The sequence below is a fragment of the Sporosarcina sp. FA15 genome (assembly GCF_051550195.1).
GTDB lineage: Bacteria > Bacillota > Bacilli > Bacillales_A > Planococcaceae > Sporosarcina > Sporosarcina psychrophila.
This window is the reverse complement of sequence record NZ_CP188818.1, coordinates 4,029,525-4,050,976: the sequence shown is the minus strand read 5'-3', so window position 1 is coordinate 4,050,976 and position 21,452 is coordinate 4,029,525. Positions and strand designations below refer to the sequence as shown.

Here is a 21,452-nt window from a genome sequence, read left to right as displayed (position 1 = left end):
ACCCCAACAAGCGCTGGAGAAAAAGGCGATCTCTGCCTTTAAATAAAGGACTGAAACTCAAAGAAGACAGTCTAAATTTGCGACTTTGTGTTGAGATTGATGCCTGGAGCCTAAACACTGCTCTACGTCAAAAAACATATAGTTTCCTAAAAAAACAAAAAAGCGGATAGCCCAATCATGGGTCATCCGCTTTTTGCTATTCCGTTATTTCTTCGCCGACGATTTTCACTTCAAGTTCCAGTTCAACGCCGAATACTTTTTTCACTTCCGCTTTCACCATGTTAATTGTCTGAATGTAATCGGATGCGGTCGCATTATCTTTATTGACGATAAAACCAGCATGCTTTAATGAAACTTCTGCTCCGCCATGCCCTTTTCCCTGAAGACCGCAGTCTTGAATAAGTTTGCCCGCAAAATAGCCCGGTGGTCGTTTGAACACACTTCCGGCCGATGGATACTCAAGCGGTTGCTTTGATTCACGCTGGAAGGTTAAGTCTGCTACCTTCCCATCAATGACACCCTGGTCTCCTTGTGCGAGTTGGAAATCTGCCGAGAGAACGTAGTAGCCCTCTTGCGATATAATACTCTTCCTATAACCGAGCTCAAGTTGTTCTTTTGAAAGAACTAACCGCTCTCCAGCTTTCGTTAACACTGTTGCCTGCACAATTATATCTTTTATCTCCCCACCATACGCGCCGGCATTCATCGCCATTGCGCCCCCGATGGAGCCTGGAATTCCACAGGCAAATTCGATACCCGACAGTGTAGTCGCTGCCGCACGTTTTGAAACGTCAATGATTAGTGCCCCCGCCTCGGCATGCACAAGTGATCCTTCAATCCTTATCGTATTGAGTTGTGACAAGTGAAGGACAATTCCTCTTACACCGCCATCCCTGACGACCATATTCGACCCGTTTCCGAGTAATAATAATGGAATATTATTTTTATATGCGTAACGTACTGTCGCCTCTGTTTCATCTATTGTTCCAGGTATGACAAGAAGGTCTGCAGCTCCTCCAAGTTTTGTCATCGTGTATTTACATAGCGACTCGTCAATTAATAATGTACCTGTTGTAATTGTTTTCTGAAGTTCTTCATACCATTGATGTTTCGACATCAACATTCAATCCTTTCAATTTAAAGCTTTTCATCTTTAATAGTATGCTTGCAAACTTATACTTTGACAAGGAATACTAATTAGAATAAAGGTCTTACTATTCACCTTATTCAAATTAAATTCATTTAAATACCTTGACTTCAAGATACTTATCGAATATAGTAAGAACATAACTTATTCAGAGAGGAAGTTTTTCCAATGACAAAATGGACAGTAGACGCTTCACATACAGGTGTTGGTTTTTCAGTTAAGCATATGATGGTTTCTAAAGTAAGAGGACGTTTTACAGGTGTAGAAGGTACAATCGAAGGGAATCCTGAAGATTTGACGGGTGCTAACATCAACTTCACAATCGACGCTACAACAATTCATACAAATAGCGACGATCGTGACAACCACCTTCGTTCTGCTGATTTCTTCGATACAGAAACATTCCCGACAATCACATTCGTTTCAACAGATATCGTAAAAAAAGGCGATAACGAATATGACGTTACTGGCGATATGACAGTTAAAGATGTAACGAAAAAAGTTACATTCGAAGCTGAGTATGAAGGTACAGGTAAAAACCCTTGGGGCGTAGACGTAGCTGCTTTCGAAGTCGAAGGGAAAATTTCAAGAAAAGAATTCGGTCTTACATGGAACCAAGCGCTTGAAGCAGGCGGCGTTCTTGTAGGTGACGACATTAAAATCACAATCGATTTACAAGCAAACCCAGCTCAATAAAAACAAAAGCGCAAGCGCATGCTAAGCCCCGACAAGCGCCGGAAGGCTTGAAGGGAAAGGCGTTCTTTGCCTTTATCAGCAAGCCTGAAGCGACTCGAGGGGCTAGGCGCTGGAGTCTAGACGTGAAATCTCTATGTTGTAACTTATCCTAGTTCGAGATTTTATAATTTAATAAATAACTTAAAAAATCGGCCATGCGATCATTATGATCACATGGCCGATTTTTTATTTCTTTTGTTTAAACTTCTTCCGCGGCTTGTCGAAGTGCATTTGCAAATGCTTCTGCCGGCTGCGCTCCTGAGATTGCATATTTGCGATCGATAACGAAAAACGGAACACCTTTCACACCTATTTGCTGGGCTTCTGCGATATCCATTCTTACATCATCTGCAAACTCATCAGAATCAAGAACTGCTTTCGCACGGTCGCGTGAAATTCCTGCTTCTTCGGCAATGCGAAGCAATACGTCTTCTGCACCTATTTTTTCACCATCTATGAAATAAGCTTTCAGTAAACTTTCCGATACAGTCTTATCGAAACCTTCCTGTTCAGCAAGTTTCGCTAGACGGTGTGCATTAAATGTATTCGCTGGCGTCATTACGTCAAAGTTATAGTTCAGACCCACAGATTTTGCCTGGTCAACTACATTATCAGTCATCTTCTTCGCTTCTTCCACACTCATCCCATACTTCTTCGCAAGGACTTCTGTCATCAGTGTATCGGATACTGCGGGCGAATTCGGATCTAGTTCATATGCTTTGAAAACAACTTCAGCCTTTTCCCCAAGACCAGTTTGCTCTAATGCCTCTTCTAATCTGCGCTTTCCAATATAACAAAATGGACAAACATAATCTGACCATATTTCAATTTTCATTTTTCCCGCCACCTTTCATACTCTTCATTTTAAATTCAATCAAAGAAGGGAACAATGAATATGCTTACTACTATTTCAAGCAGACTTGACGGAGGTTATTTTATGTCCAATTCATTATGGCTTAGTACTGCATATCCACGTGAACAATATCCAAAACTTGAGGGCGATGTCACTTGCGACGTCTGCATCATCGGGGGCGGACTAAGTGGAATTGCAAACGCCTATTTTCTAGCTAAAGAAGGGAAAGATGTTATCCTTCTCGAAAAAGATACAATCCTAGCGGGAGCTACGGGCAACTCCACGGGAAAACTGACTGCCCAACATGACTTCGTTTATGCAAAGTTACTAAAACAGTTTGGACGAGACAATGCAAAAATGTATTTTGAAGTGAACGAAGAAGCCGTTCAATTTGGGAAATCTATTGCAATAAAAGATGAATTAAAGGCAGCTGATTCTATTCTTTATTCTCAATCTAAGCTTGGCACTGAATTACTCCGTTATGAAATGAATGCATACAAGGAACTTGGCATCCCAGGTGAACTGGGGAGGAATTCTGAATTACCGATTCAGATTGACGCAACACTTACATTGAATAACGAAAGTCAGATTCATCCTGTGCGATTCGGACAACATCTTGCGCGTCTTGCGGTTGAAGCAGGTGCGCGTATTTACGAACAATCGGATGTTTTATTAATGGATTTAAAGAAACGTCTACTTTCTATGAAATCGGGACATGAAGTTCAATTCAAGGAACTAATATTATGTTCACACTACCCGATTGAAGCACTGCGTGGGCTACAAATTATGAAATTGTCTGTCGATCGATCTTATATCGTCGCGGCAGAAGGTGATATGCCACTTCGCGGGCAGTATATTGCAGTCGATGAACCAAAACGATCCATCCGAACGGCACAAATCGATGGAAAAACGTATTTTCTGCTGTCTGGAGAAAGTCATCAGGCGGGAATGGAAAGCGATACACAGATACATTACAATCGGCTTTACACCGATTTGCAAGATGTGTATAACCTCTCTCCCCTGACTCATGGCTGGTCCGCGCAAGACCCGCAGACACCCGATCTGATTCCATACGCGGGAATTATTTCTTCTAGCATGCCTTACGTCTATTTAAGTACGGGATATCGAAAATGGGGACTATCGAATTCAATGGCGAGCGCCCGGATTATCAGCGATCTAATTGTCGGCAAAGAGAATCGTGCTTCCGAACTTTATTCGCCTGATCGAACAGGGTTTGGTACATTCTTACTGCAAGCTTTGAAAAATACTGGGCTTGTCTTAAAAGAGTTTACTGGCGGTCATATTACACGGACGGACTCCCCCATCTGTACGCATATGGGCTGCCGGACGAGGTGGAATGCCGGCGATGAAACATGGGATTGCCCGTGCCACGGCTCACGCTTTCGAAAAGACGGCTCCGTCCTCGAAGGCCCTGCGACGAAATCACTTGATTTGAAATAGGATATGGCTATCATAACTAATCCGAGATACCAGCTCATCCTCAATTAAAACAAAAAGGTTGCAATCCACTTTACGCGGACTGCAACCTTTTCCTATTCACTTCATATCATTTCAATGCTTCAGTCAATACTGGAACAATTTGCATCTTACGGGAGACGACACCTTTCAATGTTGCCGTGTTGTTCACGAGTGTAACATTGAATGCTTCGCTAGCGCGCCCCGCTTCTTTACCAAGTGCCAATACGATTGAGTCGTTGTTCAATATGTCAGTTACGACAAACAAAAACAGGTCGAGCCCTTTTTCAGCAATGACACGGTATAGAAGGTCTTCCAAATCGGCTTGACGATTCATAACATCATTGATGTCAATTGCATTCACTTGTGCAATTTCAATCTTCACTTCATTGATACCAAATTCTTTCGCATCAAGTTTCACAAGATCTTCGAGCGTTTTACCACTTAAATCTGCACCAGCTTTCAACATAGCCAGTCCATATTCTTGTGCATCCACACCTGTGATAGCAATCAATTCTTCAACCGCAGCACGGTCTTGGTCTGTATACGTCGGTGACTTGAATAATAGTGAATCCGAAATAAGTGCAGACAGCATAAGCCCAGCAATATTTTTCGGTATTTCAACACCGTTTTCTTTATATAGTTTGTTTAAAATCGTTGCCGTACATCCTACCGGCTCTGCACGGTAATAGAGAGGATCGTTCGTTTCAAAGTTAGCAATTCTATGATGATCGACAACTTCGATTACTTGCACATCATCAATATCATCCACACTTTGCTGTTTTTCATTATGGTCGACGAGAATGACTTTCGCTACTTCTGGCGCGGCTTTTTCGATAAGACGTGGCGCTTCAAAACCAAAATATTCAAGCGCATATGCCGTTTCATTCGTTACATCACCGAGTCTTACTGCTTCTGCATTCATTCCCAATTGCTGCTTTAAATACGCGTAACTGATTGCCGATGAAATTGAATCGGTATCAGGATTTTTATGTCCAAAAACAAAAACTTTTCCCATGAAAAATAGCCCCCTGTTTTTATATTCTTTTTCATTTTATCATAATGGATGGTCAAACAAAATCGCTTTGAGCTCATCTTTATTAATGATAAAATCTGCCACTGTATAGTTATCTAAAACTGCTAAATAAGCATTCAACGCTTCGTGTAATGCACCTTTTAATCGGCAAACCGGGGAAAGAATACAACTATTCGACTCAGAATTAAAACATTCAACAAGATGAAAATCATCTTCCGTCCTTCGAACTAGTTTTCCAACGTTGATGTCTTTAGGTTCCACTTTCATCCTGATGCCACCACCACGACCGCGTATCGTTTCGATTAACCCCATCTTCCCTAGCTCGTGCACTACTTTCGTCAAATGATTTTTCGAGATATTGTATGTATCTGAAATTTCCTGGACCGTTGATAATTCCCCTGGCTCTTTTGCTCCCAGATAAATTAAAACACGCAACGAAAAGTCTGTGTACATCGTTAGACGCATAACTTCACCGCTCTTTCAAATACCATTATAACGTTTGTGGCAATTACGTGAAAGAAATGTGACTAACTTTCTAACACTCTCTAAAGATGTATTATAAATATATCTTTAAGCGCTTTTATAGTTTAAGCTTGAGTTAACAACTACGAAAGGTCGTGCTACAACATGCTATCACAAGAAACCATTACCATTATCAAATCAACCGTACCTGTATTGGAGCAACACGGTAAAACAATTACAACAGTGTTTTATAAAAATATGTTCGAGGCTCACCCTGAACTGTTGAACATCTTCAACCATGCCAATCAATCCCAAGGACGTCAACAAAACGCACTTGCAGGACTGGTTTACGCGGCAGCTGCAAATATCGATAACCTCAGCGCTGTTTTACCTGCTGTCGTTCAAGTTGCGCACAAACACAAATCACTCAACATTACACCAGAACAATATCCAATCGTCGGCTACTACCTATTAGGCGCTATAAAAGAAGTATTAGGTGAAGCTGCAACTCCCGAAATTATTGGTGCTTGGGGAGAAGCCTATGAAGTTATCGCAGGTGTCTTCATCGGTATCGAAAAGGAAATGTATGCCAAAGCTGAGGAAATGGATGACGGCTGGAAAACATTCAAAGACTTTGTAATCGCGGATAAAGTAGTTGAAAGTGATGTTATTACATCATTCTATTTAAAACCTGTTGATGGCAAAAAAGTACCATCATACAAACCAGGACAATACATCACGTTACGTGTCACAATTCCAGGCGAAGACTATATCTTGAATCGCCAATACAGTTTGTCACAAGCACCAACAGGCGACTCCTACCGCATTTCTGTTAAACGCGAAGATGAAGTCACACCGAACGGTAAAATGTCAGTTAACCTTCATCGTGAAATGAATGTCGGTGACACAGTTGAAGTTAGTGTTCCAGCGGGTGTATTCCACCTTGATATGGAAAGTAAAAATCCAGTGACACTTATTAGCGGCGGTGTTGGTATCACGCCAATGATGAGCATGTATGAATCCATCGCCAAAACAACACCAGAACGGCCAGCTGCATTCCTACATTCGGCACGTACACGCAAACACCAAGCATTCGATGCAAAATTACGCACGTTGAATGAATCTATGCCTAGTTCCACATATGCCGTGCTCTACTCAGATGAGGGGGATGGCTTTATCAACCCCGACTTCCTTGCCGCTAACGTCATTGAAGGCAGCGATATCTTTGTTTGTGGGCCAACACCTTTCATGCAAGCTGTCATTAAAGGTCTATATGCACTCGGTGTTCCAGAAGAAAAAATAAACTTCGAATTCTTCGGCCCTGCTGAGGAACTAGAACTTGTAAACGCATAATCCGTGACACCTGTTGTTTAGCCAAGAGTAACCAGTGAATAACATGATCATCTACTGGGTGCTACGTGTTTAGTTGACTTTGGATTGAATGACTTCTATACGATTACCGAAATGTCTGGATGTGTAGGGATGCGACTTTGTCGCATCCCTACACATTTTTTCGGTAATCGTATGGTGATCCTTCATCCTTCGCGCTCCAAATGCATAAGTACACGAAGTGCTAAAGCTTTTCGGGACGAAAGAATAAAGGGGCATCTACCCGGATAAAAGCCGCCAAAGATGCAATTTTGGCGGCTGATGCTTTCTTTAGGATTTTCACTTCTTTACTAGTAAAGAAGTGTCGCTTTCTATAAGGTCTCACATAATTACATGCAGAATCTTTGCTAAAAGTAAGCAAGGAACCAATTATACAAAGTGCAAGAGTGCCCGAAATTGCATCTTCGGACACTTACACTCTCCATAGAATGTCATCTATTCTTTTCTTCCAAAACTACTGCATTTTTCACTTGAACATTGAAGGAACGCGACAGGCAACTATTCGCAACAGTATTACTGAAAAGAGTATGGCCCCCTCAGTAAATCTGTCATGAATAGTTAGTCGAAAGCGGGCCGAAAATAGTGCAGTGAAAATGAAGGTCATCAAGCCCTACTCACCAGTATTTCATGCAAATAAATGGTTGTTCAACAGACGTGATCATTCGTCAATCTGCAGAAAAGCCGTCATCCCAGTTGGATGGCGGCTTTTCTTTGTTCGATTTTAGCTATATAATCGATGGCTAACTTATTGAACATTTCCGGTTGGTCGATATTACAAACATGGCCGGACTTTTCAATTTTAACGAATTCAAATCCTTTATTTTTACGAACAACTTCCTCAATCGGCGGAATGAACAAATAATCTTCCTCACCCATCAAAAATAATGTTGGAATGGCCGTTGTCGATGCTTGTAAGCGGGTCAAGTATGGATTTATAAGCTTAGTAAGGGAAAACCATTTGATAAATTCCTTCTGGTACACTTTTTTGGCTTCATTTACGAAAGCCATTCGCGATTCTTCGTGCTGTTTACGCGGCATAATAATATAAGCAAATAATTTATAAAGGAGCATATAAGGGACAAAACGCTTTACTACACGCCCCCCCAATAATAATAACTTTGTTCGGATATCAAAACGAATAATCGCTCCACCAAGAATGAGTGAGTTTACACGTTCTGGGAAGTTATCTGCCATAGTCTGTGCGACGATCGTCCCGAGTGACATGCCGATAACATGCGTGTCTTTTATGCTAACCTCGTCTAGCACTTCAATTACTTCCTTCGATATATCCATAAATGTATCGCCTTTTTTCCACATTCCACCGGCAGATTGTCCGTGCCCCCGAAGGTCAATTAGGAGAACATTATGTTGTTTTCTAAATTCCCGAATTTGTTTGTACCAGACAGAAGAGCTTCCGCCCGCGCCATGTATGAATGTTACCCAAGGGGTTGTCGGGCTAATTTCGTAAGTTCTATAGTGAAGCAAGCTGCTCACCCTTCCAAGTTAACTATGTCTATTAAACCATCATACATGGAACCAACTCAACCTTCATAAGTGTTCAATCGCTTTATTCTCTGAAAGAGCGACTTCTTTTCGACACAAACTGCAGTAAGAAAAGCGCAAGTGCCTTGGAGACTAGACGTGAATTATCACTTTTCACTATATAAGTTGAAATAATGATTCCCTTCAAATCCGCTACGGCGCTCGGGTATGCCTCCCGCCCTAAGCCAAGCAGCTTCGCCGCCAGACTTAGGGCTTCGGCTCCCCCTTGTAAGGCGCCTTCGCTCAGTTAATATAGGTATTCATTTGTTCAACATATATAGAAAGAGATTTTGTAATTTCCCAAGCCACAAAAAACAAAAACGGTCATCGAAGCTCAGCTCCGTGACCGTCCCTGTTTTTGAAATAGCTTTAGCTCTTAACCTTTGCCGGAAGTTTGAATGATGCGTAAATCAGCGCTACAACAAGGAACAGACCAAGATATCCGATTGTTGGATAGAGTTTAGCTACAAGTTCCTTAAAGCCGACAAAGCTCAATCCAAATCCAATAATGAGGGTGATCAAAACGAAAACATTGAATTTCTTCGTACCAATTTGAATGAAACGTGCTCCGAAAGAATAGAACATGCCGACCGCAGTATTGAATATCATGCCGTATAGGATGAACGCCATGAATATGCCAAGTATAGGCGAAACATCGTTGATGATTGCCAACATTGGCATCTCAGCATCTCCAACTGTTTCGATTTTAGCGAAAATCGCCAAGTGGCTAAGCAAGATAAGAATCCCTAAACCAAGTCCTCCGACAAATCCGCCCCATGCCGCTATTTTCTCATCCTTCTCTGTTCCTCCCATGACAATGGTCATTGAGGCTCCTACAGCTATGTTAAACGACACATAGTTGATTGATGAGATGAACCAGTTTGGCAATGTCGTTTTTACGCCTTGAGCAATTGGATCGAGGACTGCAAAAGAAGTGTCCATGGTTGTTAAACAATAAATAGATACAAGGACAACCGCAAGAATAAGGAATGGTGTAATACTTCCAATTATGCCGACGACCTTATCGACATTAAGCATAACCGTCAACATGACAAGAACAATCATAAGAAGACTGCCGACAAATGGCGGCAACCCGAACTGCTGGTTCAAGTTTGCACCTGCCCCTGCAATCATAACAACCCCTACACCAAATAACGTAATAATTATTATGTAATCAACAATAATCCCTAAGTAACGACCACTTATTTTATAAATGACCTCTTTATGAGAAGTGGTCTGCATACGACTTCCAAGTCGAGTGAGTACCATACCGAGATAAGCAAAAAATGCTGTCGAAATAATTGCCCCCACAATACCAAGAAGACCGAAACTTGTAAAAAATTGTAGAACTTCCTGTCCGGAAGCAAAACCTGCTCCAACGATTATACCGATGAAAGCGCTTCCCATTTTAAGTACTTTTTTCATGATGTCCCCCTAGTTAGTACACGGCACTAAAAATTAGCAACTCCATAAAACCGTCACATTTTTAATATTAAGTGTTATAGTACTCTTCTAATTTATCACTCTTCGGATACCTTTTCAACAATAACAAAAAATTAAGCGCCTAGTCAAGACCGGCAGATATAGGGCAGAACAGCAGAGATGCGTTTCAGTTGGCATATCCCCCACACCCCTTAAGCATTGAAGTTTAGACGTGAAACCTTCTCCACAGTTTGAGTTTTATAGTCTCCTACTAATACAAAAAAGGCCGCATAATCGGCCTTCTTTGTATTATTTGCTATTCTGCTAATACTATTTACTTTTCGAGAAGTTTTAATGATTCACGATTAAACGCTGGTATGTCCTCAGGTGTACGACTTGTCACAAGCTGATTTTGGCACACGACAACTTCTTTATCCACATATTTCACACCTGCATTTTCCATGTCAACTTTTATCGATTTATAACCCGTTGCATCTCTTCCTTCAAGGGTTTTAGCTGTGATTAAAAGCTGAGGACCATGACAGATTGCAAATACCGGTTTTTTATCATCCATGAACGTCTTCGCAAATTGCACGAAGCGGTCGTCTGCACGTAACTGATCCGGGGAGAATCCTCCAGGGATAAATAATGCGTCAAAGTCTTGCGGTTTTACATCATCGATGCCGAAATCCGTCTTAACTTTTGCAGTACCTTGCTTCCCGGTCACTTCTACACCTGCTGATTTTTCAATTGTCACTACTTCATGTCCAGCATCCTTGAATGCTTTTGCTGGTTCCGTGTACTCCGAGTCTTCAAATAGATTCGTGATTAAAGTTGCTATTTTAGCCAATTTAAATGCACTCCTTTTTTTGTTTGTACTCTTGTTCTATACCTCTTTGAGCTACATTTAAACTTAAGGACGATACTTGGAGACATAAGGATTATCTTTTTCATAAAAACGCCATGGATAATGAACTGCTTCCCCGGAGTTTCCAATACCCACTCGGGGACCTGCCATAATTTCTTTAGGTGCAGCACCTGCGGCAATAAATAGCGGTTCATCTGTCCAATGATGACCGTAATACTTCATTGTCACACCAAGTGCTTTCGATAATTTCCCTGGGCCATTTGTCCAATCTGTCATTTTTAAATGATGGCCGCGATTCTCCTGTATCAGTTCTAATCCAGTCACTGGCTCTCCTGCCCTGATAAGAATGGCATGGGGTGTTCCAATTGCTCCGCTCACAACATTCATTAAGGTATGTGTATGCATTTGATAGGTATAAATAAGTCCAGCGGTTCCAAACATGATTTCTGTCCGCTTCGTTCGACGATTATCAAAACTATGCGCCGCTCTGTCTTCAGGTCCATGATATGCTTCCGTTTCAACAATACGAACCACAATATCCCCTTCTGGCTGTTTGTGCACAATATACTGTCCGAGCAAATTTCGGGCCAATTCGAGTACAGGTGCCTCAAAAAATAATTTATCTATAGGTGTATAAATCGCAATCGCCCTCCACTTCATTATTAGTATTCCCTAGAATCACAAGTCTAAGTAACGTATACTCAAGAAAAGCACAAGGCGCCGTCTAGCTCCGACAGGCATACGACGGTTTGTGGAGAGGGCGTTCTACAGCCCTCGCAATAAAAAATTCCTAATGCCCCGAGGAGTTGGCGCCTGAAGCTGGACATCAAGAAAAACTGTCGAAAGGATGAGATAAGTTTGGAAAAGCTACAAACTGAAATACGTGAATTTACGAAAGCTCGCAATTGGGGCGGCAATCATGATGCTCGAAATCTAGCCATTTCAATTTCTTTGGAAGCAAGTGAGTTACTAGAACACTTCCAATGGAAATCTGGAGAAGAAGCAGTCGCTCATAATAAACAGGAAATCGCGGATGAGGCAGCGGACGTATTTATTTATCTATTACAATTCGCTGATCTCATCGGCATAGATTTGGAAGAAGCTGCACGTGCGAAGATGAAGAAAAATGCAGAGAAATACCCTGTATGAATTAAGTAAACCGTTCCCAGTCTTGCGGGAACGGTTTTTGTTAAAGGCAAAAAGCGCCTTTCTCTTAACGCCCTCCAGCGCTTTTCGGGTCTACCAAGGCGCTTGCGCTTTTCTTATTGTCTAGCTACAGCGCCTAGCCCCTCGGGTCGCTTCAGTCCTTAAGTTAAAGGCAAAAAGCGCCTTTCTCTTATGGTCCTCCAGCGCTTTTCGGGTCTACCAAGGCGCTTGCGCTTTTCTTTATTGTCTAGCTACAGCGCCCAGAGGCTTGGGTCATAAGTCAGTCCAGCTATGCAGCAAAGAACGCTGCTTCGCTAGCCCGTCTTATGCCTGTCGCCTCTACCAAGGCGCTTACGCTTTTCTTTATTCCTTAATTAATTCTTTTTCAATCAAAAACGCGCGGGCAACGTCTTCTGGTTTCTCTTTATCCAAATCAACGCGGGCATTCATTTTCAGCATATCTTCTTCCGTAATTTTTCCTGCTAAGCTATTAAGCACTTTTTCAAGTTCAGGAAACTTCTTCAATGTTTCCTGACGCACGACTGGTGCTGCATCATATTTCGGGAAAAATCCTAGATCGTCTTCCGTTGTGGCAAGATCGAACATCTGAATACGGCTGTCTGTTGTGAATGCTGGAATAACATCAACATCCCCATTTTTCACCGCTTCATACATCACATTTGGGTCCAGGCTCTTCGTGTCTTTGAATGTAAATGGATAAGAAATTACCATATCATCATAGCCATCACCTTTACGCTCATAGAAAGCATGCGGTGCTCCAAATATCATTTCTTCATCTGCGGAAATTCCTGCGAGGTCGGAGTATGTTTTCGCATTGTATTCTTTATCCTTCGTGAAAGCCAACGTATAGCCGTTTTCGAAACCAAGTGGCTCTAGCCATGTCACTCCAAATTTATCTTCATAGCCTTTTTTCACACGTTCCAAAACGCTTTCAGAACTCTCTCCCGCTTTCGATTCTTCTTTCAGAACGTCTTTCAAACCCGTTCCTGTATATTCTACGTAAAGATCGATATCGCCTTTTTCAAGTGCAGGCGTCATGATAGCTACTTCACCTAGACCATCTTTATACTTCACTTTATAATCCGTTTCTGCCTCAATATATTGCCCTAAAATATGCGGCAGTATGAATTGCTCTGTCCATGGCTTACCACTGATAACAATTTCATCTTTTCCGCCGCACGCCCCAAGTAGCAGTGTCAACGACATTAAAATAATTCCTAATCCTTTTTTCATCTTTCTTCCCCCTATCAATGTTGTACGCCTTTTGGAGTTACCTTCTTCTCTACCCATTTTAGGATGAAGTCAAAAGCGATGGCGAGTAATGCAACTGGCAGCGCTCCTGCAAGAACAAGCGCATTATTATAAGATTGCAAACCCCTATAAATAACATCTCCCAGTCCGCCTGCCCCGACGAATGTTGCAAGCGTGGCAATACCTACCGTCAGCACAGTCGCTGTCCGAATACCAGCCATGATAACAGGCAAGGCAATCGGAAACTCAATTTTCTTCAAGATTTGGTTGGGCGTCATCCCCATCCCGCGTCCCGCTTCGACAATCGCCTCATCGACACCTGTAAGACCCGCATATGTATTGCGCACGATTGGTAACAATGCGTAAATAATAAGTGCAATAAGAGCCGTTTTTGAGCCTATTCCGATTAACGGAACAAGAAAACCGAACAATGCAAGGCTTGGTATCGTCTGTAAAATCGCTGCTACACCAATGATTGGCTCTGCAAAACGACGATGACGGGCAACCAGCATTCCAGTTGGTAGAGCAATGAGTATCCCGATGGCAAGTGCTACGAAAGACAGAAAGATATGTTGGAGAAAAGCTTCTGTAATCATGTCTGAACGACTAGTCACTGTCTCGATAAAGTTCTTCATGATTTCACCCACTTCCCGTTATCCATTGACGCTTGCAAGAGCGAATGATGACCAATATAGCCAATCACAACTCCATCTTCAGCTACGGCAAGACGACTGCTAGGATGGGCATCCAGGACAGTAATTGCATCATCGACTGTCAGCATTGAAGTCACTTCTCTTACTTCGCCTGTCCATGTTTCATCATAGAATCTAACGAACTCTTTAATAGGCCTCTGACCGAAATTACGCTGTCTGTCAATTCGTTCCTGTCCAATGAATTCACGAACGAAATCATTTGCCTGATTTTCAATCAATTCATCAGGCGAAGATATCTGCTCAATTTGCCCCTCCCGCATCACGATAATTACATCCGCAATTTCGAGTGCTTCGTCCATATCGTGTGTTACAAATACAATTGTCTTTTTGATTTTCTTCTGTAGCTTCTTCAATTCTTTTTGGAGCTGTTCACGGCTGATAGGATCGAGTGCCGAAAAGGGTTCGTCCATTAAAATAATGTTCGGGTCACTCGCAAGTGCCCGGCTAACGCCGACCCGCTGCTGTTGACCGCCTGATAGCTCAAAAGGGTAACGTTTCTTAAATACAGCCGGATCAAGATCCACCATATCAAGTAATTCATCGACACGAACAGCAGTTTTCTCTTTATCCCACTTGAGTAATTCAGGAACAAGTGCAATATTATCTTCAATCGTCATATGAGGAATGAGACCGATTCGTTGAATGACATAGCCGATTGAACGGCGTAGCTCCACTTCGTCTCGTTCGAAGATTGGCAGCTCATCGATATAGATGGCGCCTTCTGACGGTACTTCCAGCCGATTAATCATCCGCATAAGCGTCGTCTTTCCACAGCCAGAAGGTCCAATAATGGCCGTTAACTTATGTGTAGGGATTGTCACGGATACATTCTTCAACGCTTCCGTTCCATCCGCAAAACGTTTTGTTACATTATCAAAGCGAATCATAGAACTCCTCCTTTTGTATTTCTTTGCGGCGAAGACGCTAACCATCTTTCAACTTCAACCGATGTCTTCAGCAGTACGACATCCGCTTTAGTTTTCCGCAAAATGTCTAACACACCTGGTCGAACATCTTTCGGATAGCGCCAAATCCAGCGGACAAACTTCATATCAATTTTTTCGGGACACCCCTCCGCCATATCCGGACGTGTCTGTCCCCAATAACTCCATACCCTCTTCGTGACCCGTGATAAGCAAAGCCAGTTCGAAAAATCAAGAAAGATGATTAGATCCGCATATTGTGCTCTCATTTCAAGTGTGGAATTGAAATGCCCATCGATGATCCATTCAGGCTGCGCTACCACGTCTTTCAATATCTCATGGAATTCCGGTTTTGGTGTAGGTACCCACCCTTCATTCCAAAACAGTGCATCAAGATGATGCAAAGGCAATCCCCACCTCATAGCGAGCTTGCGTGACAGGGTCGACTTTCCAGCTCCACTGCACCCGATAATTAGTACTTTTTTATTATGAATCGCTTCCACTAGTTCATCTCCCCCAATAAACGGCCAATCTCCAGCCAATCTGCATCTAATGAGGGTCTATGCGACGGCCTGTAAAAGATAGACGCGGGATGAAATGTCGGCACTATCCTGTACAACTTCTGTGTCAAGTTGAAGCTCGTATCATCTAATTCATTTAAAAATTGAATGGGGCGATCCAATAGCTGCCCGTGAAGCTCCGTCACCTTCGCCTCTTTGCCAAGTAATCGCTGCAATCCGACGTTACCAAGCGTGACAATGAGCTTCGGTTCAATATTTGCTAGTTCATAATCGAGCACTGGCGCATGTGCCAAAATTTCTTTCATGGTTGGTGGCCGATTATATTTCCGTTCTGTCGTGGTTCCGTCACGGTTATTTTTCGTTCCCCATCTATATGGCCTGCTGCGGACTGCACTTGTAATATAAACGTCTTCACGTGTTAAACCGATTGTCTCGAGTGACTTCATCAGTTCCTTCCCAGCACGACCGATAAAAGGAATGCCATCAACCAATTCGAATTCACCAGGTGCTTCGCCGATTAACATCAGCTCCGGTTTTTTGGGACCTTCTCCGTAAAGAAACCCCTCCACAGGAAAACCTTCTATCCGTTCCCGGCCAAGATTCGCAATCGATTCAGGTATACGGAACATCTAAGCACCCCTCTCTTGTGTTTTCATTTTAACAAAATAAGCCTTTCCATCAAAAGGAAAGACTCTGAACTTTGTCGCTATTGGTTTGTTGCGTTGATTATTTTGGCCCATCTCTTCATTCTAACCCACTATATACGATCCCAATGCGGACTCCACACTGTTTGCAAAATTATTTCCAGCGCCCCAATCAAAGCGCAGGAACATCCCTTCTGAACCGCCAGATGCGACCGCATGGACTTTCGTTTGTCCTTCTAAATTATCGATTGTCACAGTAAGCGACGCACGGTTGCTGGACCTCATATAATACTTTTCCAACACTAGGACATGGACTTCATATTCGCCTAGCTGCCTCACATACCGATCGACAAGCGTTCCACTGATACTCCCTCTGACTACAAATTGCTCAATAACATCCATTGCCGCCGCTGGTAAAATAGATACAGTAAATTCGCGTACTGACATATTATCATCCCCTTTATCCTTACCTTCTTTTACGGATGAATAGCGGTGGAAGTTTCAATTGATTAAGTCAAAAAAATAACCCCTACTTCATTAAATAACTGAAGTAAGAGTTACCTATATTACTTTCTAGGGGGAAGTTGATAATGTCTGTTTTTTGGCAGCCGTTCTTTTTTCGTGATAATCCATGCGACTTTTTCCAAAATAGAGTCGTTGTTATTAAAACCGGTCGTTCTACTTGACGAAGTTTCCATTTCTACATTCGGTTTGAGCGTCCTCAATACAGATCTCCCCTTTTCGATTGAATCCTTCTTTCATATCCTACTTTCCTGTACAAATGTTAAGGGAAGATGGAGTGTATGTTATGGATTCGTAAAGTTAAGCGCCTGTATGATATAACGCTAACTAATCGGATGATAGACTTTTTCACGACTATGAAATGCGACAAGTTTCTCAACGCCTAATTCTTTCAGCAACTCAGTATTTCGAATTATGTAACGTCCCAAATCATCAGGAAAATGCGCATCTGATGACATCGTAAACTCGACTCCTTTTGCAATCAGAATTTGTAAAAACTCAGGGCTTGGACATATTTCTCTCACAGGATATCTATAATACAAGCCAGCGTTTACTTCGGTGGCTGTATTAGTTTCCACCAGTGCACTGGCAATTCTTTCGTACCAATTTCCAGTAAACACTTCATCCTTCACTTTGAAATCAAACACCTTTAAGTTATCCAAATGAGCAACAAAGTCAAATAAGCCTGAACAAATTGCTTGTTCAACTGTAGTGAAAAAACGCTCATACAAGCCTTTTAAATCTAGAGATTCAAAAGCATATGCTGTTTCAGGGTTATCGAATCCCCAACCTTCTACAAAGTGAACGGAACCAATGACGAAATCCCAAGGATGTTTTCCGAGCAATTGAGTGAGTTCCTCTTCACTTCCCGCAAAATAATCTGCTTCCATTCCAAGCCTTAGTTCAACGCCCTCTTTTCTCCAACGATCCTTTGCCTGCACAATTGCTTCTACGAAAGCACCCATGTCTTCCGTCATCACTTTATCCAGCCAATCTGCTTGAACTTTTCCAATAGGATCATCTTCATTCAAATTAATATTTTTATGAAAATAAGCCTTACATTCTTTAAAGCGATAGAGATGATCCACAATCCCTACCTCTTTCAATCCCAGCTGCTTGGCCTTTATTAAATATAGGTCCAGCCAATCGTCACTGTAGCAACCTTCATTTACTCTTGTTTTCAAGAGATCTACTTGCCAAATCATATTTTCTTTAAAGCCTGTCCCTTTACCCTTTGGCTGCACGAGAGATGTGATTGCCCGAGAAGTCCTTTCCAGCCACCGAAATGAATAAGGCCCTTCTTCCAAATGTACATGATAGTCAATTGTCATTGACCTTTCCCCCCATTCGCAATAGTCCAAACACTATTAAAACCATGCCACCCGCTTGGGCGTTCCAAATTACAAATTACTTCAGATACTTCATTCAATCCACATATTTTATAAAATGATTGTTGTGCAATTTTTGTTCCATCGGCTAATAATATACGAGAATTACTTTTTTTCATCATGGTGGATGAAACAAGGGATTCATCCAGATCATAATCATAGACAACGCCGTCATCAATACCACCGCAGGACAAAAAGGCTTTATCCATTCTCATTTTATTAAGCCATTCAAGTGTCATCGCACCGGCAACTGAAGACTGTGTAGGATTGGTAATACCGCCTAATAAAATGACTTTCCCCATCAGTCGTTCCTCTTCAATAGCCCTATTAAAACGTGTTGCTGCGGCAATAGAGTTCGTCACAACGGTTACGTTACTTATGCCTTTTATGAAATCTGCAATATGGACAGTTGTCGTTCCAACATCTACCGCGATTGTATCACCATCACAAATTTTCTCGGCGGCGATCTTTGCAATTTGACGTTTAGCTTCTCTCTCAATATCCAATTTCCTACTAAATTCCGGTTCTTTCCGCAAAGGTGTATACTTTACCGCTCCACCATGGACACGCGTTAACAAATGACGTTCCTCTAATTCGAAAAAGTCCCTTCTAATTGTTTCAGGTGTCACCTTCAACTCGTCAGCAACACTTGCCACAATAATTTTTTGTTCCTCCTTTAATTTATTTACCAAATGTGCATGTCTTTCTATTTTTGAGTAGCTCATGTTAACGCAATCACATCCTCCCGCTCAATGTAACAGGTATAGGTCTTTCCAATTTCAAAAGAATGCGCACGTTGATGAAGCTGTTCGACTGAAAAAGAACGCTTGTCAGCTTGGAAAGTCGTCCGAATAACATTCCCACTCATTATGGATTCCTTGGCAATAGCTCGTAATTTATAATTGGTTGAACGGTCTTCCAGATGAATAGCTTCAGGTCGAATTGCAAATTTCCCACCTACACTCGGCAGTTCCTGACCGATTAACTCTTCTAATTCATGACGTGTAAACACATTATAATTACCAATGAAATTTGCAATAAACTCACTTTTAGGCTTTGTATAAATTTCTGTCGGTGTACCGGTTTGTGCAATTTCTCCGCTACTCATGACCCATATTTTGTCCGACACTGCCATTGCTTCTTCCTGGTCATGAGTGACCAAAATCATCGTAATACCCAATTCCATTTGAATGGAACGTAATTGCGACTGTAACTTTTTCCGAATTTGTGCATCAAGTGCACTGAGCGGTTCATCTAGTAATAAAACTTTTGGACGTACAATAAGTGCTCGTGCAAGAGCGACACGTTGCTGTTGACCGCCTGATAATTCATTTGGAAACGCATTTTCTTTATCCAATAAATTCACGATTCCCAGCATCTTACGCACTTCTTGTTCAATCTCCTGCTGATTCACTTTCTTCATTTTCAAACCGAATCCCACATTCTCCTTTACTGTCATATTCGGAAATAACGCATATGATTGGAATACCATTCCTACTTCCCTGTTTTTCGGCCGGATGTTCTGCATATTGTTTCCATCGATGCTCACCATACCTGAAGTAGCTTCAGTTAACCCGGCAATAATTCGCAAGATTGTACTTTTTCCGCAGCCACTTGGTCCTAGTAACGTAACAAATTCTCCTTTTTCAATAGTCATCTGAATATTGGCCAACACTGAAGTGGATCCATACGCTTTATGGAGGTCTTTTATCACAACATAACTCATGTATTCACAGCACCTTTCGTTCTTTTCGTTAACACAGCTATTGCAGCCATTAAAAAGCCCATTAATACTAAGTAAACAAAGACAACAGCACTCGCAATATGGCCACTTGAATTCAACTTTTTCATTAAATAAATTTGAACCGTTTCAAATCTAGATCCTACCACTAAGTTGATAAGTACAAATTCTCCAAACAAAATTGAAAACGATAACAATGCTCCAACAAGTAAACCAGGATAAACAGCCGGCAATAACACTTTTGAAAATGCCTGCAATTTAGAAGAACCGAGAAGTTCCGCCGCATCTAGCAACTGTACGGCATTGACATTACGCAAGCTATTGCGCGTTCCTTGATATATATAAGGTAAAATGCTAATAATATACGCTCCCAATACCATCCATATCATTTCTATTCCCGTCTGTGAGTATGTACGAATTAACCCCACCGCTAAGATAACACCTGGAAATGCATAGATCATGACGACAATTATTTGAATCCACTTCTCATATTTAGGAAAGTAGAGAACAATAACAAAGATCGCCGGCACAATGAAGATAAATGCACCGATCACTGCTCCTCCTGATAATAATACTGATCTGCCGAACGACTGCAGGAAGTCCATATCTTGAAACAGTGCCAATAGCCATTTCAGCGTGAGTCCTTCAGGCAGAATCGTCTTATTCCAATTCGTTGCAAAGGCATACAAGGAAGTAGCCAATATCGGCAATAACAGATAAAGAGAGAGAAAGAGTAAAAACACATCAGACAAACCTCTTTTTTTCATTACAAGTTCCCCCTTGTCTTCCTAATACTCCACTCGCTCAACAACATCGCCGTTATCATCGTTGCACCTAGTATCACCGCAATGGCACTAGCAAGTTCCGGCTGTGCAAAAATGTCACCGGTTAACAGCGCTCCGATTCGAATCGCTGCTAAATTATAGTTGCTGCCTGTCAGTGCGTAAGCGGAAGCATACGCACCCATCGCATTGGCAAATAAAATACTGAATGTCCCGACAATCCCAGGTAGCATAATCGGTATACCAACCTTTGTCCAAAACTTAAAATTCGATGCGCCAAGTAACGACGCTGCATCTTTCCATTGCTGTTGGATACCATAATAAATTGGATACAGAAGCATCAACGATAAAGGCAATTGGAAATAGATATAAATAAGTAGTAAACCGCTCCATCCATACAAAGAGAATGACGAAAAAGCATCTACTCCCCATTTCTCAAATAACAATGTAAAGAGCCCACTATTTCCAAGCAGCACGATAAATGCAAAAGCTAAAGGAATCCCTGAAAAGTTAGACGTCAAATTTACAATCACTAGTATTCTTTCACGTACGGACTTGGAAAATCGCATCATCGCATAGGCAGAAAACAACGAGACAATCAATGCAACCAATGCTGAAACTAACGATAGCGTAATGCTGTTCTTATAACCTTGAAGAATGAAACTGTTATTCAGTGCAGCTTTGTATTGCATGAGTGTGAAGCCATCGCTATTGCTAAAACTCGAGAACACCATGTAAACCAACGGCACTATAAAAAACAAAAGAACAAGAACCAGGAATGGCAAGAGTAAGAACAAAAATTGTTTTTTCGAAGCCAACAGGAGCCCTTCTTTCTTAGTAATGTAGAAAAGGGGCATTAGGCCCCTTTTA

The 21,452-nt window shown here is 41.8% G+C and carries 23 protein-coding genes; 4 read left to right on the top strand and 19 right to left on the bottom strand.

All coding sequences use genetic code 11. The annotated features are described in order from the left end of the window. Positions 1-196 precede the first annotated feature (196 nt). Positions 197-1,117, bottom strand: coding sequence for a UDP-N-acetylmuramate dehydrogenase (gene murB / locus ACP8HG_RS19245; RefSeq protein ID WP_067205193.1), 921 nt, complete (start codon positions 1,115-1,117; stop codon positions 197-199). A gap of 198 nt (positions 1,118-1,315) precedes the next feature. Here murB and ACP8HG_RS19240 point away from each other — a divergent pair, with 198 nt between their 5' ends. Then, positions 1,316-1,843 carry a YceI family protein gene (locus ACP8HG_RS19240; RefSeq protein WP_067205190.1) on the top strand — a complete coding sequence of 176 codons (528 nt, stop codon included), beginning with the start codon at positions 1,316-1,318 and terminating at the stop codon, positions 1,841-1,843. A gap of 238 nt (positions 1,844-2,081) precedes the next feature. On the opposite strand, the gene ACP8HG_RS19235 is transcribed toward ACP8HG_RS19240, so the two are convergent. After that, positions 2,082-2,717, bottom strand: coding sequence for a DsbA family oxidoreductase (locus ACP8HG_RS19235; protein WP_438297666.1), 636 nt, complete (start codon positions 2,715-2,717; stop codon positions 2,082-2,084). A 102-nt stretch (positions 2,718-2,819) separates the two neighbouring features. On the opposite strand from ACP8HG_RS19235, the gene ACP8HG_RS19230 reads away from it, so the two are divergent. Then, entirely contained in the window at positions 2,820-4,196 is a 1,377-nt protein-coding gene (locus ACP8HG_RS19230; RefSeq protein ID WP_438297664.1) for an FAD-dependent oxidoreductase, read from the top strand. A 106-nt stretch (positions 4,197-4,302) separates the two neighbouring features. Here ACP8HG_RS19230 and ACP8HG_RS19225 read toward each other — a convergent pair whose 3' ends face one another. After that, positions 4,303-5,229 carry a manganese-dependent inorganic pyrophosphatase gene (locus ACP8HG_RS19225; protein WP_338653784.1) on the bottom strand — a complete coding sequence of 309 codons (927 nt, stop codon included), beginning with the start codon at positions 5,227-5,229 and terminating at the stop codon, positions 4,303-4,305. A 39-nt stretch (positions 5,230-5,268) separates the two neighbouring features. Continuing rightward, on the bottom strand, positions 5,269-5,712 hold the full coding sequence (locus tag ACP8HG_RS19220) for an RrF2 family transcriptional regulator (protein ID WP_067205180.1): 444 nt from the start codon (positions 5,710-5,712) through the stop codon (positions 5,269-5,271). 162 nt (positions 5,713-5,874) lie between these two features. On the opposite strand from ACP8HG_RS19220, the gene hmpA reads away from it, so the two are divergent. After that, complete coding sequence (gene hmpA / locus ACP8HG_RS19215; protein WP_067205177.1) at positions 5,875-7,062, top strand: NO-inducible flavohemoprotein; 1,188 nt, start codon at positions 5,875-5,877, stop codon at positions 7,060-7,062. A gap of 720 nt (positions 7,063-7,782) precedes the next feature. On the opposite strand, the gene ACP8HG_RS19210 is transcribed toward hmpA, so the two are convergent. The 4 genes from ACP8HG_RS19210 to ACP8HG_RS19195 form a co-directional block, all read right to left on the bottom strand. Further along, positions 7,783-8,583, bottom strand: coding sequence for an alpha/beta fold hydrolase (locus ACP8HG_RS19210; RefSeq protein WP_067205172.1), 801 nt, complete (start codon positions 8,581-8,583; stop codon positions 7,783-7,785). A 426-nt stretch (positions 8,584-9,009) separates the two neighbouring features. Beyond that, a complete protein-coding gene (locus tag ACP8HG_RS19205; RefSeq protein ID WP_338653788.1) occupies positions 9,010-10,065 on the bottom strand; it encodes a YkvI family membrane protein in 1,056 nt (351 codons plus the stop codon). Between the two features lie 331 nt (positions 10,066-10,396). Further along, positions 10,397-10,912, bottom strand: a complete 516-nt coding sequence (locus ACP8HG_RS19200) for a type 1 glutamine amidotransferase domain-containing protein (RefSeq protein ID WP_187046535.1) — start codon at positions 10,910-10,912, stop codon at positions 10,397-10,399. Between the two features lie 63 nt (positions 10,913-10,975). After that, complete coding sequence (locus ACP8HG_RS19195) at positions 10,976-11,590, bottom strand: DNA-3-methyladenine glycosylase (protein WP_338653790.1); 615 nt, start codon at positions 11,588-11,590, stop codon at positions 10,976-10,978. Between the two features lie 198 nt (positions 11,591-11,788). Here ACP8HG_RS19195 and ACP8HG_RS19190 point away from each other — a divergent pair, with 198 nt between their 5' ends. Beyond that, complete coding sequence (locus ACP8HG_RS19190; protein WP_338653791.1) at positions 11,789-12,079, top strand: nucleotide pyrophosphohydrolase; 291 nt, start codon at positions 11,789-11,791, stop codon at positions 12,077-12,079. A gap of 360 nt (positions 12,080-12,439) precedes the next feature. Here the strand turns inward: ACP8HG_RS19190 and ACP8HG_RS19185 are convergent, their stop codons facing one another. The 11 genes from ACP8HG_RS19185 to ACP8HG_RS19135 form a co-directional block, all read right to left on the bottom strand. Continuing rightward, positions 12,440-13,330, bottom strand: coding sequence for a glycine betaine ABC transporter substrate-binding protein (locus ACP8HG_RS19185; protein WP_067205163.1), 891 nt, complete (start codon positions 13,328-13,330; stop codon positions 12,440-12,442). 14 nt (positions 13,331-13,344) lie between these two features. Further along, entirely contained in the window at positions 13,345-13,983 is a 639-nt protein-coding gene (locus tag ACP8HG_RS19180) for an ABC transporter permease (protein WP_067205160.1), read from the bottom strand. After that, a complete protein-coding gene (locus ACP8HG_RS19175; RefSeq protein WP_438297659.1) occupies positions 13,980-14,948 on the bottom strand; it encodes an ABC transporter ATP-binding protein in 969 nt (322 codons plus the stop codon). The genes ACP8HG_RS19180 and ACP8HG_RS19175 overlap by 4 nt, the downstream gene beginning before the upstream one ends. Then, positions 14,945-15,526: an adenylate kinase gene (locus ACP8HG_RS19170; protein WP_438297657.1), complete on the bottom strand. Its 582-nt coding sequence runs from the start codon at positions 15,524-15,526 to the stop codon at positions 14,945-14,947. The genes ACP8HG_RS19175 and ACP8HG_RS19170 overlap by 4 nt, the downstream gene beginning before the upstream one ends. Then, a complete protein-coding gene (locus tag ACP8HG_RS19165; protein ID WP_438297655.1) occupies positions 15,487-16,134 on the bottom strand; it encodes a uracil-DNA glycosylase in 648 nt (215 codons plus the stop codon). Before ACP8HG_RS19165 ends, ACP8HG_RS19170 begins: the two co-directional genes overlap by 40 nt. Positions 16,135-16,254: 120 nt before the next feature. Further along, a complete protein-coding gene (locus ACP8HG_RS19160) occupies positions 16,255-16,596 on the bottom strand; it encodes a DUF6054 family protein (RefSeq protein WP_438297653.1) in 342 nt (113 codons plus the stop codon). Between the two features lie 398 nt (positions 16,597-16,994). Further along, the gene (locus tag ACP8HG_RS19155) at positions 16,995-18,002 is read right to left on the bottom strand and encodes a histidinol phosphate phosphatase domain-containing protein (RefSeq protein ID WP_438297651.1); all 1,008 of its coding nucleotides are present in this window, start codon (positions 18,000-18,002) and stop codon (positions 16,995-16,997) included. Then, positions 17,999-18,751 (bottom strand): DeoR/GlpR family DNA-binding transcription regulator, encoded by a 753-nt coding sequence (locus tag ACP8HG_RS19150; RefSeq protein ID WP_438297649.1) that lies wholly within the window; start codon positions 18,749-18,751, stop codon positions 17,999-18,001. The genes ACP8HG_RS19155 and ACP8HG_RS19150 overlap by 4 nt, the downstream gene beginning before the upstream one ends. Before the next feature lie 29 nt (positions 18,752-18,780). After that, positions 18,781-19,785 (bottom strand): ABC transporter ATP-binding protein, encoded by a 1,005-nt coding sequence (locus ACP8HG_RS19145; protein ID WP_438297647.1) that lies wholly within the window; start codon positions 19,783-19,785, stop codon positions 18,781-18,783. Next, positions 19,782-20,567, bottom strand: coding sequence for an ABC transporter permease (locus ACP8HG_RS19140; RefSeq protein ID WP_438297645.1), 786 nt, complete (start codon positions 20,565-20,567; stop codon positions 19,782-19,784). The genes ACP8HG_RS19145 and ACP8HG_RS19140 overlap by 4 nt, the downstream gene beginning before the upstream one ends. After that, entirely contained in the window at positions 20,567-21,439 is an 873-nt protein-coding gene (locus ACP8HG_RS19135; RefSeq protein WP_438298678.1) for an ABC transporter permease, read from the bottom strand. The genes ACP8HG_RS19140 and ACP8HG_RS19135 overlap by 1 nt, the downstream gene beginning before the upstream one ends. Positions 21,440-21,452 lie beyond the last annotated feature (13 nt).

Coding starts and splice junctions, on each gene's coding strand:
- murB (WP_067205193.1), bottom strand. CDS start 1,117: ATGTCGAAACATCAATGGTATGAAGAACTTCAGAAAACAATTACAACA.
- ACP8HG_RS19240 (WP_067205190.1), top strand. CDS start 1,316: ATGACAAAATGGACAGTAGACGCTTCACATACAGGTGTTGGTTTTTCA.
- ACP8HG_RS19235 (WP_438297666.1), bottom strand. CDS start 2,717: ATGAAAATTGAAATATGGTCAGATTATGTTTGTCCATTTTGTTATATT.
- ACP8HG_RS19230 (WP_438297664.1), top strand. CDS start 2,820: ATGTCCAATTCATTATGGCTTAGTACTGCATATCCACGTGAACAATAT.
- ACP8HG_RS19225 (WP_338653784.1), bottom strand. CDS start 5,229: ATGGGAAAAGTTTTTGTTTTTGGACATAAAAATCCTGATACCGATTCA.
- ACP8HG_RS19220 (WP_067205180.1), bottom strand. CDS start 5,712: ATGCGTCTAACGATGTACACAGACTTTTCGTTGCGTGTTTTAATTTAT.
- hmpA (WP_067205177.1), top strand. CDS start 5,875: ATGCTATCACAAGAAACCATTACCATTATCAAATCAACCGTACCTGTA.
- ACP8HG_RS19205 (WP_338653788.1), bottom strand. CDS start 10,065: ATGAAAAAAGTACTTAAAATGGGAAGCGCTTTCATCGGTATAATCGTT.
- ACP8HG_RS19195 (WP_338653790.1), bottom strand. CDS start 11,590: ATGAAGTGGAGGGCGATTGCGATTTATACACCTATAGATAAATTATTT.
- ACP8HG_RS19185 (WP_067205163.1), bottom strand. CDS start 13,330: ATGAAAAAAGGATTAGGAATTATTTTAATGTCGTTGACACTGCTACTT.
- ACP8HG_RS19180 (WP_067205160.1), bottom strand. CDS start 13,983: ATGAAGAACTTTATCGAGACAGTGACTAGTCGTTCAGACATGATTACA.
- ACP8HG_RS19175 (WP_438297659.1), bottom strand. CDS start 14,948: ATGATTCGCTTTGATAATGTAACAAAACGTTTTGCGGATGGAACGGAA.
- ACP8HG_RS19165 (WP_438297655.1), bottom strand. CDS start 16,134: ATGTTCCGTATACCTGAATCGATTGCGAATCTTGGCCGGGAACGGATA.
- ACP8HG_RS19160 (WP_438297653.1), bottom strand. CDS start 16,596: ATGTCAGTACGCGAATTTACTGTATCTATTTTACCAGCGGCGGCAATG.
- ACP8HG_RS19155 (WP_438297651.1), bottom strand. CDS start 18,002: ATGACAATTGACTATCATGTACATTTGGAAGAAGGGCCTTATTCATTT.
- ACP8HG_RS19145 (WP_438297647.1), bottom strand. CDS start 19,785: ATGAGTTATGTTGTGATAAAAGACCTCCATAAAGCGTATGGATCCACT.
- ACP8HG_RS19140 (WP_438297645.1), bottom strand. CDS start 20,567: ATGAAAAAAAGAGGTTTGTCTGATGTGTTTTTACTCTTTCTCTCTCTT.
- ACP8HG_RS19135 (WP_438298678.1), bottom strand. CDS start 21,439: ATGCCCCTTTTCTACATTACTAAGAAAGAAGGGCTCCTGTTGGCTTCG.